19 protein-coding genes are annotated in these 16,152 nt (G+C 75.2%); 8 read left to right on the forward strand and 11 right to left on the reverse strand.

Annotation, left to right across the window (positions count from 1 at the left end; genetic code table 11):
• The first annotated feature begins 247 nt into the window (after nt 1-247).
• Both NX794_RS17600 and NX794_RS17605 read left to right on the forward strand, forming a co-directional pair.
• A complete protein-coding gene (locus NX794_RS17600; RefSeq protein ID WP_258779499.1) occupies nt 248-448 on the forward strand; it encodes a hypothetical protein in 201 nt (66 codons plus the stop codon).
• A gap of 142 nt (nt 449-590) precedes the next feature.
• Nucleotides 591-1,454 (forward strand): ANTAR domain-containing protein, encoded by an 864-nt coding sequence (locus NX794_RS17605; RefSeq protein ID WP_258779500.1) that lies wholly within the window; start codon nt 591-593, stop codon nt 1,452-1,454.
• Nucleotides 1,455-1,676: 222 nt separating this feature from the next.
• On the opposite strand, the gene NX794_RS17610 is transcribed toward NX794_RS17605, so the two are convergent.
• On the reverse strand, nt 1,677-2,129 hold the full coding sequence (locus tag NX794_RS17610; RefSeq protein ID WP_258779501.1) for a hypothetical protein: 453 nt from the start codon (nt 2,127-2,129) through the stop codon (nt 1,677-1,679).
• Between the two features lie 162 nt (nt 2,130-2,291).
• On the opposite strand from NX794_RS17610, the gene NX794_RS17615 reads away from it, so the two are divergent.
• The 4 genes from NX794_RS17615 to NX794_RS17630 all read left to right on the forward strand — a co-directional run bounded on the left by NX794_RS17615 (nt 2,292) and on the right by NX794_RS17630 (nt 4,210).
• On the forward strand, nt 2,292-2,438 hold the full coding sequence (locus NX794_RS17615; RefSeq protein WP_258779502.1) for a hypothetical protein: 147 nt from the start codon (nt 2,292-2,294) through the stop codon (nt 2,436-2,438).
• Nucleotides 2,435-3,040, forward strand: a complete 606-nt coding sequence (locus NX794_RS17620) for a PRC-barrel domain-containing protein (RefSeq protein ID WP_258779503.1) — start codon at nt 2,435-2,437, stop codon at nt 3,038-3,040. The genes NX794_RS17615 and NX794_RS17620 overlap by 4 nt, the downstream gene beginning before the upstream one ends.
• Entirely contained in the window at nt 3,037-3,468 is a 432-nt protein-coding gene (locus NX794_RS17625) for a PRC-barrel domain-containing protein (protein WP_258779504.1), read from the forward strand. Before NX794_RS17620 ends, NX794_RS17625 begins: the two co-directional genes overlap by 4 nt.
• Nucleotides 3,469-3,685: 217 nt before the next feature.
• A complete protein-coding gene (locus NX794_RS17630) occupies nt 3,686-4,210 on the forward strand; it encodes a MarR family winged helix-turn-helix transcriptional regulator (RefSeq protein ID WP_258779505.1) in 525 nt (174 codons plus the stop codon).
• Nucleotides 4,211-4,231: 21 nt separating this feature from the next.
• Here the strand turns inward: NX794_RS17630 and NX794_RS17635 are convergent, their stop codons facing one another.
• Both NX794_RS17635 and NX794_RS17640 read right to left on the reverse strand, forming a co-directional pair.
• Nucleotides 4,232-5,410, reverse strand: coding sequence for a PP2C family protein-serine/threonine phosphatase (locus tag NX794_RS17635; protein WP_258779506.1), 1,179 nt, complete (start codon nt 5,408-5,410; stop codon nt 4,232-4,234).
• An 89-nt stretch (nt 5,411-5,499) separates the two neighbouring features.
• Entirely contained in the window at nt 5,500-6,672 is a 1,173-nt protein-coding gene (locus NX794_RS17640; protein ID WP_258779507.1) for a PP2C family protein-serine/threonine phosphatase, read from the reverse strand.
• Nucleotides 6,673-6,820: 148 nt separating this feature from the next.
• Between NX794_RS17640 and NX794_RS17645 the strand changes: the two genes are divergently transcribed.
• Nucleotides 6,821-7,306: a MarR family transcriptional regulator gene (locus tag NX794_RS17645; RefSeq protein ID WP_258779508.1), complete on the forward strand. Its 486-nt coding sequence runs from the start codon at nt 6,821-6,823 to the stop codon at nt 7,304-7,306.
• Between the two features lie 247 nt (nt 7,307-7,553).
• Here NX794_RS17645 and NX794_RS17650 read toward each other — a convergent pair whose 3' ends face one another.
• The 3 genes from NX794_RS17650 to NX794_RS17660 form a co-directional block, all read right to left on the reverse strand.
• Nucleotides 7,554-8,126 (reverse strand): ATP-binding protein, encoded by a 573-nt coding sequence (locus tag NX794_RS17650; protein ID WP_309506002.1) that lies wholly within the window; start codon nt 8,124-8,126, stop codon nt 7,554-7,556.
• Nucleotides 8,119-8,478, reverse strand: coding sequence for an STAS domain-containing protein (locus tag NX794_RS17655; RefSeq protein WP_258779509.1), 360 nt, complete (start codon nt 8,476-8,478; stop codon nt 8,119-8,121). The genes NX794_RS17650 and NX794_RS17655 overlap by 8 nt, the downstream gene beginning before the upstream one ends.
• Nucleotides 8,479-8,604: 126 nt before the next feature.
• The gene (locus NX794_RS17660) at nt 8,605-9,192 is read right to left on the reverse strand and encodes an RNA polymerase sigma factor (protein WP_258779510.1); all 588 of its coding nucleotides are present in this window, start codon (nt 9,190-9,192) and stop codon (nt 8,605-8,607) included.
• Nucleotides 9,193-9,349: 157 nt separating this feature from the next.
• On the opposite strand from NX794_RS17660, the gene NX794_RS17665 reads away from it, so the two are divergent.
• Nucleotides 9,350-10,399 carry a MerR family transcriptional regulator gene (locus NX794_RS17665; RefSeq protein ID WP_258779511.1) on the forward strand — a complete coding sequence of 350 codons (1,050 nt, stop codon included), beginning with the start codon at nt 9,350-9,352 and terminating at the stop codon, nt 10,397-10,399.
• Between the two features lie 73 nt (nt 10,400-10,472).
• Here NX794_RS17665 and NX794_RS17670 read toward each other — a convergent pair whose 3' ends face one another.
• The 5 genes from NX794_RS17670 to NX794_RS35900 are packed head-to-tail and all read right to left on the reverse strand — an operon-like array spanning nt 10,473 to nt 15,994.
• Entirely contained in the window at nt 10,473-11,483 is a 1,011-nt protein-coding gene (locus NX794_RS17670) for a Rieske (2Fe-2S) protein (RefSeq protein ID WP_258779512.1), read from the reverse strand.
• A complete protein-coding gene (locus NX794_RS17675; RefSeq protein ID WP_258779513.1) occupies nt 11,480-11,662 on the reverse strand; it encodes a hypothetical protein in 183 nt (60 codons plus the stop codon). Before NX794_RS17675 ends, NX794_RS17670 begins: the two co-directional genes overlap by 4 nt.
• Nucleotides 11,659-12,675, reverse strand: a complete 1,017-nt coding sequence (locus NX794_RS17680; protein WP_258779514.1) for a phytoene/squalene synthase family protein — start codon at nt 12,673-12,675, stop codon at nt 11,659-11,661. Before NX794_RS17680 ends, NX794_RS17675 begins: the two co-directional genes overlap by 4 nt.
• Nucleotides 12,672-14,216: a phytoene desaturase gene (locus tag NX794_RS17685; RefSeq protein ID WP_258779515.1), complete on the reverse strand. Its 1,545-nt coding sequence runs from the start codon at nt 14,214-14,216 to the stop codon at nt 12,672-12,674. The genes NX794_RS17680 and NX794_RS17685 overlap by 4 nt, the downstream gene beginning before the upstream one ends.
• Complete coding sequence (locus NX794_RS35900; protein WP_309506003.1) at nt 14,213-15,994, reverse strand: polyprenyl synthetase family protein; 1,782 nt, start codon at nt 15,992-15,994, stop codon at nt 14,213-14,215. The genes NX794_RS17685 and NX794_RS35900 overlap by 4 nt, the downstream gene beginning before the upstream one ends.
• Nucleotides 15,995-16,152: the final 158 nt, after the last annotated feature.

Raw genomic sequence — 16,152 nt, forward strand, 5'->3', positions numbered from 1 at the left:
CCCCGGATGCCGTCCGTGTGTCCACCGCCGCCGTGCTCGTGAGCGCCATGCCGTGCCCCTTCCGGAGTCGAGTCGTCCGCAGTCGCCGGCCACCGAACGGCCGACGATCGCGCGTTTACCCCCTCATCCTGCCCTCATGCCCGCCACTTACAGCAAATCGCCGCCGACGGCCGCCGAGTCCCGTGAGCACCACCCGTTCGCGTCATCACCCCGGGCCAGGACGCGTTTCCGCGGCGAGCATGGGCACATGGTGGAACACGCGGCCTTCGTCCAGGGCATCACCCGTGAGAGCATCCATCCCGGCGGCTGGGTCGAGCACGAGCCGACCGGGCGCGCGGTGGTGCGGTGCAGTTGCGGCCTGGAGAGCGGTGTCGTCACGGCCGTCCGGGCGGCCCAGATCGCCGACGATCACCGGCGGGGCGCCGCGTACGCCCGTGCCTGCGGCTGAGACGCTCCGGCCGCGGCCACGTCCGGTTCATTGCCATGTGGCAACGAGTTAGACTCGGGGCAGTGCTTGGGAAACAAGGCACTCCTTCTCGCATGCCTCGCGAGACGAAGCCTGCCAACCCAAGCGAAAGGGGCCATCCTCCGTGAGCCAGGAAACCGGCACGCGCGCGGTTTGTCTTGGTCAGCCGAGGGCGTCACTGCCCGACGAACGTCAGCTGTGGCGCGAGAACATCGCGCTGCGCAACAGGATGCTGGCCCGCTCGGCCGTCTCGGCCGCCCAGGGCATCCTGAAGGAACGGTACCGGCTTTCCACCCTCGACGAGGGTTTCGAGCTGCTCAAGCGCGGCTCGCAGACGCACAACATCAAGCTCCACACCCTCGCCGACGCCGTCGACCGCGTGCCCGGACCGGCACCCGGGGCGCTCCGCTGGTTCCCCGGCCGGGTGCGCGGCAGCGCTCCGCCGCTCACCGGGCTCCGGCTGGTGCGGCACAACGGCTCCTCGGCCACGTTGCAGGGCGAGGTGTTCGCCGCCGGTCTCACCCGGGTCCTGGAGGTCACCGGGGCGGAGCGGGGCACCGTGCAGCTCGCCGAGAGCGGCTTGCTGCGCCTGGAGCGGCAGGTCGGGCTGGACGGCGACTTCGCCGACTTCTTCGCCTTCGTCGACCTCACCGGCACCGCCTGGGCCGCGGCGGCCCGGGACGGACGCCAGGTCACCGTCCACGACGTCGCGGTGGACGACGGTCTGGACGAGGTGTCCCGGCGGGTGATCCTCCAGGCGGGCAGCCGGGCCTGCCACGGGGTACCGGTGCCGGACGAGCGCGGTGCGCTGCTGGCGGTGATCTCCTCGCATCACGCCACGCCGCTCGCGGGCGACTTCGCCCCTGCCCGGCACGACGCCCTCCGGGACACCGCGGCCACGGTCGGCCGCTGGCTCTCCTGGCACCGCCGCACCGTCGTCCTGGACGCCCTGGAGGACCTGCACACCACCGCGCGGTCCGGGGACTGAGGGCACCCCCGCCGCCGTCAATCGCCCGCGTTCCGTCGGTCGCCCGCGGCCGGGGGGGGCGCGGTGGCCGGGCTTGGGCGAGGCCGGCCCCCGCGCTCCGCGTCCCAGCACCACACCACGCCACTCGCGGGCGAGTCCGGCACCGCCCAGCGCTACGCCCCACCGCGGCCACGCCGGCCCCCGGCCACCATGAGGGGCGGGAGGCCGAGGACGCCCCCGCAGTCAGTCGCCCGCGGCCGGGGGGCGCGCGGTGTGGCCGGGGTGGCCCGGGGTGCGGCGGGTTTCCTTGAGTTCGGCCTCGTACAGGTGGTCGCGGCCCTGGGCGAGTTCGGTCACCGCGCTGCGCTCCAGTTGCCGGAACGGGCGGTAGTACGTGTCGTCGTAGGCCTCGACGACCTGGAAGGTCCAGTGGCCGGGGATGACGTTGCGGCCCAGGATCTCGGTCTCGACCTTGTCGGCCCATTCGGGGTGGCCGGCCTCGCGCAGCAGCCGTACCGCCCGGTCGAGTTCGAGGTCGGCGCCGCCGGTGAGCTGGTGGAAGCCGTAGAGCTGACCGCGGGCCCGCTCGGTGGTCTCCCAGGCCTTCGACAGCGCTCCGAGCGCCTCGACGGTCTTGTCCGAGACGCCCTCGGGGCGGCGGTGCCGCCGGTCGGGACCATCCTGGTACTCGTTCATCGCGCTCCCTCGGTGCCGTGCCGCGCGTGCCGCCGCCGAGTGCCCGGTCGGCCGCCGGCTCAACCGTGTCTCGACCTCCCCGGATGCGCAGGCGTGTCCGGCCCTTCTGCGGGCAACCGGAAGCCCGAGGAAGCGGTAGCACGTCCGCGAAGGAGGGCGGCGATGGCCTGGTGGGTCTGGCTGGTGGCGGTGATCGCGGTGGTGGGGCTGGTCTCGGCCGTGACGGTGGGGGTGCAGTCAAAACGCCGTTCCGGGACGGTGATCGCGGTGCGGGCGGGCCGCCCGAGCGGACGGGGAGGCGGCCGGTGACCGGGCTGGCGCTCGCCTCCGAGCTGACCAAACGGGAGGTCGTGACGCTGAGCGGCGAGGCCGTGGCACGGATCAAGGACACCGTGTTCGACGCCGGGGCCGGCCGGATCACCGGCTTCACCCTGAGCGGCCGGGGCCTGCTGGCCGGACCGCTGAAGCGGAGCCTGCCGTTCTCCGGGGTGCACGCCGTGGGACCCGCGGCCGTGATGATCCCGTCCGAGGCGGTGCTGGAGGACCGCAAGGCGGTCATGCGTTCCGGCGGATCGGCGTCCGGCGGGGTGATCGGCGCCCCGGTGCTCACCGACGAGGGCACCGAGATCGGCACGGTGCGCGACCTGGTGGTCGAGACCGGGACCAGCGGACGCGTGGTCGGCTTCGAGGTCGCGGCCAACGCCCACTTCGATCCCGAACGGCGCAAGGTGTTCATCCCGCGCGGCCAGACGCTGGCCGTCTCCGGGGAGGCGCTGGTGGTCCCCGTCTCGGCGAGTCACTTCGTCGCCGCGGACCTGCCCAGTTTCGGTGGTCAGGTCGAGGCGTTCGAGGCGCAGGGCAGGCCGGGCGGCACGCACGCCGCCCCGCTCGACGAAGGAGGCCGCGCATGATGCTCTTCACCCAGGCCAGGGGCCTTCCCGTGATCACCGCCGACGAGGCTTCGGCGCTCGGGAAGGTGAGCGAACTGACCATCGACGCCCGCACCCGGAGCATCGCCTGTCTGCGGCTGTCCGGGGCGGCCAGGGAGTGCGAGGTCGTCGGCTGGGACGCGGTGGCCTCGGTGGGGCGCGACGCCGTGATCGTCCGCTCCCGGGCCGCCGTGGAGGCGGGGCCGCGTGAGGCGCCCGAACACCGGGAGGCCGTCGGTCACCGGGTCCTGACCGAGTACGGCGCCGAGCACGGTACGGTGAAGGACGTCGCCTTCGACCCTGTCTCAGGCCGCGTCCTCACCCTGTACACAGCGCTGGGGGACATTTCCGGGGAACGCCTCGTCGGCCTGGGCTCGTACGCCGTGGTCGTGCACGCGGACCCGCGATGACGGCCGGGCGGGAACCCTTCGCCGGCCGGCTCACCGGCTCGGGGAAACCGCCTTCCCCGGACACCCCCGGGGCAGGATCATGGTGAGTGTCCGCGACCGTGCCGGTGCGCGGTGCCGCGTCCCCCGACGGCACCGCTTGTCCGGCGAGGGGGCGGGTACTGCGTTCGCATAAGGTTGTTGTCCGACCGGCCCAGAGGTTCCCCGAAGTGATGTGCTCGTGACGCGTCTCGGTGATGACGGAGACGACCCGGCACGCTCAGGCGACGACGGCCCCGAAGCGGCCGCACTGGAGATCGCCCGTGCCGTGGACAGTCTCGCGGTCCTGTGGTCCAGCGCCGCTCAGGCGGCGAGCCTGCGCCTGTCACCCCACCAGCTGAGATGCCTGCGCGTCCTGGAGGCCGTCCCGGGCCTCAACCTCACCGCGCTCGCGGACCGCATGGACATCGGCCTGCCCACGGCGAGCCGGCTGTGCGACCGCCTGGAGGCCGCCGGACTGCTCGAAAGAGTGCTGCATCCCCGCAAACGCCGCGAGGTGAAGCTGACCCTCACCGCGCGGGGCCGGCGACTGCTCACGGAGGTCACCGCCGAGCGGGTACGGGCCCTCACCACCGCGCTGGCCAGGATGGACGACACCGACCGGGCCGAGCTGGTGCGCGTCATGGGCACGTTCCTGCGCGCCCAGGAGCGCCGGGAGCCAGGGAACGGGCCGGGCGGGGAGACCGGGCCGCCGCGGCGGACGTAGTGCCGAACGGCTGCGCCGGTCTCAGCGGCCCTTCCAGTCGAGGCAGACGACGGCCGCGTCCGACAGCAGTTCCTCGCTGCCGAAGTGCCCGGTCAGGCCGGCGACGACGGCACGCGCCGCCTCGTTCGGGGGTACGGCCCGGGTGGCGCCGAGCACCTGGTGCAGGCCGCGCTCGCCGAAGACCTCGCCGCTCGCCGAGCGTGCGCCGTGCACGCCCGTGCTCACCACGACGAGCCGGTCACCCGGCCGGAGCTGGAAGGTCTCGGCCTCGTACGCCGTCTCCTCGAACATGCCGAGCGGGAGCTGGGCGTCCAGTGCGATCCGCTCGGCCCGCTCCCCCCGCAGCAGGAAGAGCTGCGGGGAGCCGGCGTCGACGGCCTGCACGGTGCCGGTGTCCAGGTCGAAGCCGAGCAGCAGCGTCGGCGCGTAGGCCTGGCCGCCGTACTGGGCGTAGACGGCCTGGTCGGCGAGGGCGGCCTGGTCGGCGAGGCTCACCCCGCCGCGCCGGGCGTTGCGCAGGGCGCCCACGGCGAGACTGGTCAGCTGGGAGGCACCCATCCCCTGCCCCATGCCGTCGGTGAGGGTGAGGACGAGACGGTCGGCGTCGGCGGACCAGTCGAAGTTGTCCCCGCCGACGGCGTACGCGGGCTCCAGGTGTGCGCCGATCACGTACTCGGCGCGGGCGCAGCCGTGTCCGGGCAGCAGCTGCCACTGCATCTCGGCGGCGAGCGTGAGGCGGCGGGTGCGGCGGGCCTTGAGGAACAGGTCGGTGTCGCGGTCGGCGGTGGTCACCTCGCGGGCCAGGGCGCCGGCCAGGTCGTGGAGCCGCAGGACGGTGGCGGGGCTCGCCAGGTCGGCGGGCAGCCGCACGGTGAGGATGCCGAGCCGGTCGCCGCGGACGCCGAGCGGCAGGTGCACCTGGCAGGAGTCGTCGCCGAGGGGCTCCACCACCGGGCTCTGGCCGTCGAAGGCGACACCGAGGGGGCCTTCGTGGGCGGGCACGGGAGGCCCAGCGCGGGGCCGGTCCGTCACCGGTTGCAGGACGGTCTGCCCGTAGTCGGCCATGAGGAGGGTGATGTCCTGGGCGCCGACGAGACCGGCCAGCAGATCGCAGGCGGTGGCGACGAGTGCGTGAGGAGGTACCGCGCGCAGGCGGCTCTCCGCGGAGCGCCAGGCGTCGGAGGCTTCCACTGCGTCCACCCTCTCCACTCGACGGCCTCCACAGTAACGCGGGCCCCCGCACCGCGGCCCGCTCCGGACCGCCGTCCGGTCACCCGCCGGCCGGCCGGTCAGCCGCCGTCCGGCCTCCCTCGCCAGTCCAGGCAGACGACGAGCGCGTCGTCCTCGGGCGCGGCCGCGCCGCGATGGCTGGTCAGCTCGCGCAGGATGGCGCCGGGCACCTCCGCCGCGGGCAGCAGACGGGTGGCCTGGAGGGCCCGGGCGAGCGCGGCCTCGCCGTACTCCTCGCCCTTGGGGGAGGCCGCGGCGTGCACGCCGTCGCTGACGAAGACGAGCCGGTCGCCGGGCTCGACGTGGAACTCCTGTGCCACGTAGTCGGTCTCCTCGAACATGCCGAGCGGCAGCTGGGCGTCGAAGGCGACCCGCTCCACGGCACCGCCGCGCAGCCGCAGCAGCCGGGGCGAGCCGGCGTCGACCACGCTCACCCGGCCGGTGTCCAGGTCGAAGTCGAACATCAGGACGGACAGGTAGCAGCGGCCCCGGTAGTGGGCGTACACGGCCTGGTCGGCGAGGGCGGCCTGGTCCGCGATGGAGATGCCGGCCCGGCGCGCGTTGCGCAGGGCGTTGATGGCGAGGTTCGTCAGCAGGGACGCCTCTATCCCCTCGCCCATGCCGTTGGTGACGTAGAGCATCAGATGGTCGGCGGTGGCCGACCAGTCGTAGTTGTCGCCGAAGACCGCGTAGGCGGGCTCCAGTTGAGCGGCCAGGTCGTACTCCCGGCGCGAGCACGCGCGGCCCGGGAGCAGTTGCCACTGCATCTCGGCGGCGAGGGTGAGCCGGTCCCTGCGCCGGGCCCGCCGGTACAGGTCGGTGTCGCGGTCGGCGACGAGCACCTCGCGCCCCAACACCTCGGCGATCTCGGCGAGTTCGGCCTCGTGCCGACGGGCCTCGTCCTCGTCCGGCAGGGTCACGGACAGCACGCCGATCCGGTCTCCGCGCACGGTGACCGGGAGGTGCAGCAGCACCCGGCCGTCCCGGGCGCTCTCGGTGCGGGGCTGCTGGGAGGCGAACGCGCGCCCTGCCGGACTGCTGTGCACCGGCACCGGCTGCGGGGCCGGCTGGGAGCCGGGCACCGGTTGCAGCACGGTCAGTCCGTAGTCCGCCATGAACAGCTCCACGGCCTGTGCCGCGTACTGGTCGGTCAGTACGCGGCGCAGCACGCCGGGCAGTTCGTGGGGGGCCGCTGCCCGCAGGGCGCGTTCGGCGGCGGGGAATCTGTTCACGATGGGAAACGAACCAATCTTTCGCAGGACAACGTGTGTGCCTCACTGCCGAGGCGACTGTTCCCGAGCCACGCGCCGGTCGCGTGAGACCTCCGTCTGCGGCACCCGCACCTAGTACGCTGACGCACACCCCAGTACCTGCGAGAGTGTGACCGTGACTGCCTTCCACCGCCGCCCGGAGCCCGACGAGATCGCGCGCGTGACCTCCACGGCCGCGGAGCTGCTGGAAGTCCTGTGGGGCCGCGCCTCGACCGCCCCGGCTTCCGCGTCCCAGCTGCGCCTCCTGCACATCCTGGAGCACCACGACGGCATCAACATGCGCACGCTCGCCGAGTCCCTCGCCTCGACGCCGCCGGCGACCAGCCGGCTGTTCGACCGGCTCCAGGCGATCGGCTTCGTGGACCGCGAGAGCAGTCCGGAGGACCGGCGCGAGGTGCGGCTGCGGCTGAGCGTGCGGGGGCGTGCGTTCCTCGCCGACCTGCGGGCGCGGCGCGAGGCGGAACTGCGGGCGGTCCTGGACCTGATGCCGGCGGCCAAGCGGGCCGCGCTCGCGGAGGGGCTGGAGGCGTTCTGCGCCGTGGCCGCCGCGCAGATACACGACGACGCGCAGGGTTCCGGTTCCCGGACCGCCTGAGCCGTCCCGCTCGTCACCGACACCACCTGCCGGCCGTCGCCCGCACACGGAGCGGCCTCCGCTGACCGGAGCATCCCAGTTCCTCCCCGCGCACGTTGGACAAGGCTACTTTGTTGCCTGGCGGCCATAGTTGTCAAACGGCAACAGTAGGGATGTGCGGGGCCGAGGTCCGGTGGATGAGCCGCCCGCAGGGCACAGGGAGGCGCCCGGACGGCGGGGGCGGGCCGGGGCAGAGGCGGAGTGGGCGCTAGCGGGCTGCCGCGTCGTCGGTGAGCGCGATACGGACGGTGACCCTCTTGCCGCGCGGCTCACGCGTCACCGCGAAGGACTCGGTGACGGCGAGGACGATCTCCAGACCGTGCCGGCCGACGCGGTCGGGGTCGGCGCCACGGGGTGCCGGCAGCAGGATCTCGCGATCCTGGACGGACAGCTCCACCTGCGTGCCGACGACGCGCAGCCGCAGGCCGATGGGTCCGGGGGCGTACTTGCAGGCGTTGGTGACCAGTTCGCTGACGACCAGCTTGGAGACGTCGTGCGCTCGCTCGGACACCGGGACGCCGTGTTCGACCTGGGCGCGGGTGAGGAACCGCTCGGTATGGCGCCGGGACTCGGCGATACAGCCGACGCCTCCGTCGAGTGTCACGTCGGCCCGGAGTGGTGCGGGGCCCGCGGTGTCCGCGCCGCCCGTGCGGGCACCGGACGCCGTACAGGCCGTGTGCACTACGTTCACCTGGTGGTTCGTACCCGGCTTCACGGAGTCCATGCCGGGTCCTGGCGCGGCGGTCGTGCCCTCGGGATCGAGGTCCGGGTCGTCAGCCACCGGCGCTGCGCAGGGCCGCGTCACGGGACTCGGTGATGGTGAAGTGGTCGTAGGTGCCGCTGATGGTGAGCAGCCGGGTGACGGACTCGTGCAGCGGGCCGAGGAGGACGAAGGCCCGGTCGGTCGCCCGGTGGCGCTGGTGCGCGTCGAGGAGCGAGCGCAGCAGCTGGCTGTCGCCGAACGTGAGCAGCGTCAGGTCGACCACCGTGACGGGCAGGGCGTGCTCGTCCGCCTCGTCCCACGCGGCGCCGAGCAGGTCGCTCTCGTCGTAGTCCATCTCACCGCGCACGGTGACCTCGAAGACGCGTTCGTGCCGGATGACCCGCACGACGGTCCCTGACTCCCACTGCATTGCGTCATCCTGTCACTCTTCGGTCGCGCGGGGCGAGCCCGCCCACGGGGGAGGCTCCACCGCGGGCGCGTTCGCCCGTACGGTCCGACCGCCCCGGCGTCACCGTTGTCGCATCGGTTCCGCGCGTCAGGCCACGGCGACGCCCTCGTCCGCCAGGCAGCCGCGCAGCCGGTCGAGACCGCGCCGGGTGTGGCTCTTGACGGTGCCGAGCGGCCAGCCGGTGACGCGGGCGATCTGCGCCTGGGTCAGGTCCTCGTAGTAGGCGAGGTGCAGCACCTCGCGCTGCTGCGCGGTGAGCCGTCCCAGCGCCCGGCCCACGACGAGCCGGTCCAGGGCGGCGTCGGGATCGCCCCCGTCCTCGGGGACCCGCACGGCGGCCTGTTCGCCGGCCGCGGCGACGAGCCGGGCGCGGCGGGCCCGGGCGGCCAGCGCGTCGGCCACCTTGCGCCGGGTGATGCCGACGAGCCAGGCGGCCGGAGTGCCCCGCTCGGCGACGTAGGTGTGCCGGCCGCGCCAGGCGTCCGTGAACACCTGTTGCGCCACGTCCTCCGCCTCGCGGGGGTCACCGAGCGCCTGATGGGCCAGTCCGTGGACCAGCCCGCCCCACTGCCGGTGCAGCGCGGACCAGGTCGCGTCGTCGGCGCCCGCCGGCGTGGGGCACGGGCCGGAGGGGGACCCGGTGACGGTCGTCGGTGCGGCCGGGGAACGGTCCATGACCACGTGCTTCCTCCTGAGCCGGGATGGCGTCGCCGGTGCGGCGGCGGACGTGCCGCCGTCCGGTGCGTTCAGCCTGCGGCGGCGCCGAAGCCGTCGACAACTCGCATCGATTACGCATCGGATACCGTGGAGCGTGTGGGGTACGGAGGTGCGTGTGGGCTACGCAGGTGACGGAGCGGACAAGGAGGGCCTGGCGCCGCAGGCCGGTCTGACCACGGGCGCGGTGGCCCGGCGCCTGGGGGTCTCCCCCACCACGCTCCGTTCCTGGGACCGGCGTTACGGGCTGGGCCCGGCCTCGCGCGCGGAGGGCCGGCACCGGCGGTGGAGCCCGCGGGACGTGGCAATGGTGGAGGAGATGTGCCGGCTGGCGGCGGCCGGCGCGCCTCCGGCAGAGGCGGCCCGGGTGGCCCGCCTCACGCACGGCGAGCGCGTTTCGGCTGCTTCCCCGGTGCCCCGGGCGGCGGCGGTGCCGGCCGGCGTCACGCCCCGGCGCGGTGGCCCGGGCGGTGGGCTGCCGCTGGGCGACGTGCGCCAGGAGTGCCGGGGGCTGGCGCGGGCCGCGGTGCGTCTGGACGCCCCGGAGCTGGCGAGCCGGCTGCTGGACGCGGTCGGGCAGCACGGGCTGATCGGGGCGTGGGAGGAGGTGATGGTGCCGACGTTGCGGGCCGTGGGCCGCAAGTGGGAGTCGTCCGGGGACCGTTACGTGGAGGTGGAGCACCTGCTGTCCTGGCAGATCTCCACCACCCTGCGCCGGGCGAACCTGGTGCTGCCGCACGCGGCGGATCCCGTGGGCGGCGACCCGGTGGTGCTGGCCTGTGTGCCCGGCGAGCAGCACTCGCTGCCGTTGGAGGCGCTCGAAGCGGCACTGGAGGGGCAGGGCGTGCCGACGCGGATGCTGGGCGCCGCCGTCCCGGTGGAGGCGTTGCTGGCGTGTGTCCGGCGCACCGGTCCGGCCGCCGTCGTGCTGTGGGCGCAGAGCCGTTCGACGGCGTCCATGCCGCTGGCCCGGCACGTCGGCGACCTGCGCTGGGGCCCGGCCGGTGCGCGCCGACGGCCGCTGGTCCTCCCGGCGGGCCCCGGCTGGAGCCGCCGGACGGCCGAGGGCTTCCTGCGCTGCACGGGCCTCGCGGAGGCCGTCCGCACGCTGAGCACGCTGTCCGGAGCGGACGGCGCGGTACGACGTCCGTCGCCGGGTCGGGACTGAGGACGCCGGGTTCCCGCACGTTTCGACGTCCCTCAGCTACCGGCACTCCCTCCGCTCCGGGACGTGCGCCCTCTCAGCCCGGGAAGCGGCCCGTGGAGCGCAGGGTCCAGCGGCGTTCGGCGTACGCGAGGTCGTCGCGCCACAGGCGGCCCGAGGTGTAGCGGACCAGGGGGCGCAGCAGCGGGGCGGCGCGGCGGGCGAGGGCGAAGCCGGGGCGTCCGGAGGTGGCCACGACGGCTTCTACCACCGCCGTGCGCGGCCTGCCCAGGGCGTCGGGCCCCAGGGGTGTCGCGTGGGTCTCCACCACGGAGCCCGCGCCCTCGCCGTCGGTGATGCGCATGACGACCGTACGGGGGCCGGGTGCCGTGAACTCCGCCCGGACCGGGACCACCAGCCGGCCGGCGACCTTGAAGGAGACGTCGACGGTGAACGCGTCATGTCCGTCGCCGGCTTCCGGGGTGCCGAGGACCGTCAGGTCGACGAAGGAGTACGGGTGGAACCAGGACCCGTGCCAGGGGTCCAGGCGGTTGGCGACGACGTCCTCCGGTTCGCAGACGCCCGTACCGGTGTACACGGCGGCCAGCGCGCCGGCCGCCGCCGGACGCCCGGGCACCGTGGGCAGGTGGGTCGGCGCCTCGCCCCCGACGGCGTCGAGGCGTACCCACACCAGTACCCCGTCGTCGTGGGCGGGCCAGGGTTCCCAGCCGGCGAACGGCCCGCCGTCCAGGGCGAGTCCGTGCCAGTGGCAGACGAGGGTGCCGCACCGCACCGGGCTCTCGCCGAGCGGCGCGCCGAGGTGCGGGCAGACACCGGGTCCGGCGACGAGACGGCCTCCCGGGTCGCGCCAGACGACCACCTCCCGGCCGCCGACGGTCCGGGCGAGCGGCCGGTCGGCGCGCAGCTCGCGCGAGGCGCCGACGACGTACCAGTTACCGGTCGGCCGGGCCCCCGCCCGCTTGAGGGCGTCGGCGATCAGCGCGGGCCGGGCCGCACGCCAGGTCGGCCGCTGCCGCGCCCAGTCGACGGGGTCCCGGCGCAGCCGCAGGGGCAGGCGGGCGCGCCGGGGCGGGGGCTGGTAGGTCACGTGGCCTCCTTCAAGGGGGTGGTCGGGGCGGGGGTCCGCCCGCCGGTGAGCCGGGCTCCCGCCCCTGTCACGGCATCGGCGATCAGCCCTGGCCGGGCCGCACGCCGAATCGGCCGCTGCCGCACCCAGTCGACAGGGGCACGGCGCAGCCGCAGCCGGGGCGGGGGCTGGAAGGTCACGCGGCCTCCTTCAAGGGGGTGGTCGGGCGCGGGGTCGGGGTGGGGGTGTCCGGGGGCGTGCGGCGGGCGGCGAGGCGGGCTGCGGTGACCCGGAGCAGTCCGTCGGCGGCGACGAGCGCGCGGCGCCTGCGGGGCACCGCGGCCCTGCGGTGCAGCGCCGCCCAGCCGTCGGCGGCGACGGCGTCGAGGATGCCGCCGTAGAGCACGAACGCGGTGCGGATGCAGGGCCGGGCGACCGGGTCGAGCATCGGGACGCCGGGGGCCGCGCGCCGGTAGGCGTCCCGGGTGAGCGAGCCGAACGCGCGCAGGGCCGCGGTGATCCGGCGGTCGTCGCGGCCGGTGTCGCGGCAGTGGCGCAGCAGGTCCCGGTCGACCCCGTGCGCGGCGAGCAGATCCTGCGGCAGGTAGATCCGGCCCCGGTCGAGGTCCTCGCCGACGTCGCGCAGGAAGTTGGTCAGCTGGAAGGCGACGCCGAGTTCGGCGGCGTAGGGGGCGGCCTCCTCGCGGGGGACGACGGTACCGAGGACGGGGAGCATCTGGAGGCCGATCACCGCGGCCGAGCCGTGCATGTAGCCGCGCAGCGCGCCGTAGTCCGCGTACTCGGTGACGGTCAGGTCGCTGCGCATGGCCGCGAGGAAGTCGGTGAAGTGGCGGTGGTCGACGGCGTACCGCTCGCTGGTGTCGGCCAGGGCCCTGACCACCGGCGCGGCGCCGGGCCCGCCGGCCAGCCCCCGGGTCAGGTCGCCGCTCAGCCGGTCCAGCGCGGCGGTCCGCCGGAGCGTCTCGTCCCCGGCCGGTGCGCCGGGGGTGCCGTCGAGCGCGTCCACGATGTCGTCGGCCCAGCGGGCGAAGCCGTACAGGGCGTGTACGGCGGGGCGCCGGGCCGGGGGCAGCAGGCGGGTGGCGAGGAAGTAGGTGCGGCCGTGCCGGGCGTTGAGCGCGCGGCAGTGGGTGTAGGCGGCGCGCAGCCGCGGGTCGGTGATGCCGGCGGCGTCGAGTTCGCGGTCGGTCACGTGCGGGCTCCTTCCGCGGGACGGGAGGTACCCGTGACGGCGGGTACGGCGCGGGGGCGCCCGGTGCCGGTGACGCGGGCGGCGGCCAGCTTGCCGGACAGCAGCACGGGCGGCACTCCGACGCCGGGGGTGGTGCCGCAGCCGGCGAGGACGGCGTTGGCGGTGCCGCGTACCAGGTTGCGCGGGCGGAAGGGGCCGGTCTGGGCGAAGGTGTGCGCGGCGGAGAAGGGCGTGCCGGCCGCGTGGCCCTGGGCGGCCCAGTCGGCGGGGGTCACCAGGCACTCGTGTTCGATGGCCGAGGCGATGCCGGTGAGTCCCCGGCGGTCGAGTTCGCGCAGCAGGCTGTCCCGGTAGCGGGGGCCGAGCGCGGTCCAGTCGGTGGTGGCGGGGCCGATGTCGGTGTTGGGGCAGGGGGCGAGGACGTAGTGCAGGTGGCGGCCCGGCGGGGCCAGGGCGGGGTCGGTGGCGGTGGGCCTGGTGATCAGCAGGGAGGGGTCGGACATCAGCTCGCCGTCATGGGTCAGCTGGCGGAACGTGTCCCGCCAGGCGTGGCCGAAGGACAGGGTGTGGTGGGCCAGTTCGGGCCAGGTGCGGTCGCAGCCGGCGTGCAGGACCACCGCCGAGGGGGCGTGCCGCAGCCGGGCCGGGCGGCGCGGGGTGCGGCCCAGCAGGCGGTAGGTGACCGGCAGGTCGGGGGTGAGGACCACGGCGTCGCAGGGGATGCGTTCGGCGTCGGTGACAACGGCGGTGACGCGGTCCCCGGACCGTTCCAGGCGGGTCACGCGCTGCCCGTAGTGGAAGTCCGCGCCCGCCTCTCGCGCCGCGTCGGCCATCGCCCGGGGCAGGGCGTGCATGCCGCCGCGCGGGAAGTGGACGCCGGCGACGGTGTCCATGTAGGCGATCACCGCGTAGGCGGCCAGGGCGCGTTCGGGCGGGACGCCCGCGTACAGGGCCTGGAAGGTGAAGACCCGGCGCAGCCGCTCGTCGCGCAGGTGCCGGGCGACGCCGGCCTCCCAGCGGCCGAAGCCGCCGAGCGCGGCGAGCCGCAGCAGACCGGGGGTGAGCAGTTGCCGGGGGCTGTCGAAGTCGGCGTCGAGGAAGCGGCCCCGTTCCGCGCGGTACAGCTGGTGCAGCCAGTGCCGCAGCCGCCGGTAGCCGGCGGCGTCGGCGGCGCCCGCGAAGCGTTCTACCTCCGCCTCCATCGCCTCGGGGTCGGTGTGCACGTCGAGGGTGCTGCCGTCGGCGAAACGGGCCCGGTAGGCGGGGTGCAGGGCGATCAGCTCGACGCGTTCACGCAGCGAGGTGCCGACCGCGGCGAACGCCTCGTCGGCGATCTCCGGCATGGTGAGGACGGTGGGGCCGGTGTCGACGCGGTACCCGCCGAGGTCCAGCCGGCCGGCCCGGCCGCCGGGTCCCGGGTCGCGTTCGACCACGGTGACGCGACGGCCGGCGCCGAGCAGGTGCAGGGCGGCGGACAGGCCGGCCAGTCCGGCGCCGACGACCACCACGTGGTCGGTGGGTCCCGGGATGGTCCTGCTCACCGGCCCGCCTCCGCTCCGTCGGCGGGCAGGGGCGTGACCGGGGTCGGGCCGTCGGCCGCTGCCGGGTGTCGGGGCGGCCCGACCGGTTCGGGCCGGTGTTCTGGCGAACCCACTGGTTCGGGTCGGTGCCCGGACGGAGCAGCCTGCTCCGACGGGTATCCCGGCGGGCCGGCCGGCTCGGGCAGGTGCCCGGACGGACCGACCAATTCCGGCAAAGGCCCGGACGGACCAGCCGACTCGGACCGGTGTCCGGACGGACCGACCGATTCCGGCAAAGACCCGGACGGACCAGCCGACTCGGACCGGCATCCGGACGGACCGACCGACTCGGACCGGGACCCGGACGGACCCGCCTGCTCCAACCGCTGTCCCGGCGAGCCGACCGACTCGAACCGGGGCCCAGACGGACCCACCGACTCAGACCCGGGCCCATACGAACCGACCGATTCAGACCGGCCACCAGCCGACCCACCCGACTCAGACCGGCCACCAGCCGACCCACCCGACTCGGACCGGCATCCGGACGAACCGGCAGACCCGGACCGCTGCCCGCGTGGGCCGCCCGGCTCCGGCGGGTGTCCGGGCGCCCCGGTGACCTCGGTCAGCAGGGCGCGCAGGCGGGCCGCGGCCCGGGGTTCGAGGGCGGTGGCGTCGAGCCGGCGCAGGGACTGTGCGGTGAGCCGGTTGATGCGGGTCTCCACGAGGTCGCGGGCGCCGGTGTCGACGAGGACCCTGCGTACCTCGGCCAGTTCGCGCTCGGTGAGGTCGGCGCGGCCCTCCGCGCGGTCCAGGACGTCGAGCGCGTGCCGGTCACCGGCCGCGGTCGCGAGGGCCCGGGCCGCCGCCGGCGGGTAGGCGGGCTTGCCCTCGCGTACGTCCCCGCCGGACGGTTTGCCGGTGCTCCGGGGGTCGGCGAAGAGGTCGTCCAGGTCGTCGCGCAGTTGGAAGGCGAGGCCGGCGTCGCGCCCCGCCCGGCCGAGGGCCTCGGTGGTGGACGGGTCGGCGCCGGCGAGCACCGCGCCCAGTTCCAGCGGCCGTTGCACCGTGTAGCGGGCGCTCTTGAGGCAGGCGGCGCGGATCGACCGGGCGAGGGTGCGCACCCCGGCGGCCTGGCCCTGCACGTCGAGGTACTGCCCGGCGACCATCTCGGTGCGCAGGGTGCGCCACGCCCGCTGGAGCCGGTGTGCGGTGCCCCCGGGGAGCCCGGAGTCCAGCAGCACCTCGGTCAGCACGTCGTCCGCCCAGGCGAGCGCGAGGTCCCCGGCGAGCGTGGCGGCGGACGCGCCGAGCCACCGTGCCCGGGGCGGCGACGCCGTACCGGTGTACTGCTCGGCCACGTCGGCGTGCAGCGCCGGTGCGCCGCGCCGGGTGGCCGCCCGGTCCATCAGGTCGTCGTGGACCAGGGCGCAGGTCTGGATGAGTTCGAGTGCCGCCATCACCCGCAGCGCCGCGCGTGCCTGGGCCGTCTCTCCCCCGCCGCAGGCCCGCAGGGACCACCACAGCAGCCGTGGGCGGATGCGGCGTCCGCCGGCCAGCGTGAAGCGGGCGACGCGTTCGGCGATGTCCTCGGCGAACACCGGTTCCAGCGCGTGGCCGGCGGCCAGGCGCTCGGCGAGCAGGGCGCGCAGTTCGCGTACCACGGCGCCGGGGACGTCGGCGTCCACGGCGAAGGTGTCCGGCGGGACGGCCGGCTGCCCGCCGCCTCGGGGGCCTGCCCCGGCCGGCATGCGGTGGTGCGCGTCCGCCGGTGGGCGGCCGATCGCCTGGGTGGAACGCATCACGAATCCTCTCGCCGTACGTCGGACCGGGCCCCTCGCCCGTGCCCGCTGCCGCCGTCGCATGTCCGGTGTCGTGTTCTGTGTCGTGCTCCTGTGCCGTGACACATTCCGCGCGGATCGCGTCCGTGGATGCGCCGTCCGGTGGACATGCGGGTCCA

This window comes from Streptomyces pyxinicus, from assembly GCF_024753135.1.
GTDB classification, from domain to species: Bacteria; Actinomycetota; Actinomycetes; order Streptomycetales; family Streptomycetaceae; genus Streptomyces; species Streptomyces pyxinicus.

What these genes read in the sequence shown, in the direction of transcription:
- NX794_RS17600 (WP_258779499.1), top strand. Translation starts at nt 248, where the DNA reads ATGGTGGAACACGCGGCCTTCGTCCAGGGCATCACCCGTGAGAGCATC.
- NX794_RS17610 (WP_258779501.1), bottom strand. Translation starts at nt 2,129, where the DNA reads ATGAACGAGTACCAGGATGGTCCCGACCGGCGGCACCGCCGCCCCGAG.
- NX794_RS17615 (WP_258779502.1), top strand. Translation starts at nt 2,292, where the DNA reads ATGGCCTGGTGGGTCTGGCTGGTGGCGGTGATCGCGGTGGTGGGGCTG.
- NX794_RS17625 (WP_258779504.1), top strand. Translation starts at nt 3,037, where the DNA reads ATGATGCTCTTCACCCAGGCCAGGGGCCTTCCCGTGATCACCGCCGAC.
- NX794_RS17655 (WP_258779509.1), bottom strand. Translation starts at nt 8,478, where the DNA reads ATGCAGTGGGAGTCAGGGACCGTCGTGCGGGTCATCCGGCACGAACGC.
- NX794_RS17660 (WP_258779510.1), bottom strand. Translation starts at nt 9,192, where the DNA reads ATGGACCGTTCCCCGGCCGCACCGACGACCGTCACCGGGTCCCCCTCC.
- NX794_RS35900 (WP_309506003.1), bottom strand. Translation starts at nt 15,994, where the DNA reads ATGCGTTCCACCCAGGCGATCGGCCGCCCACCGGCGGACGCGCACCAC.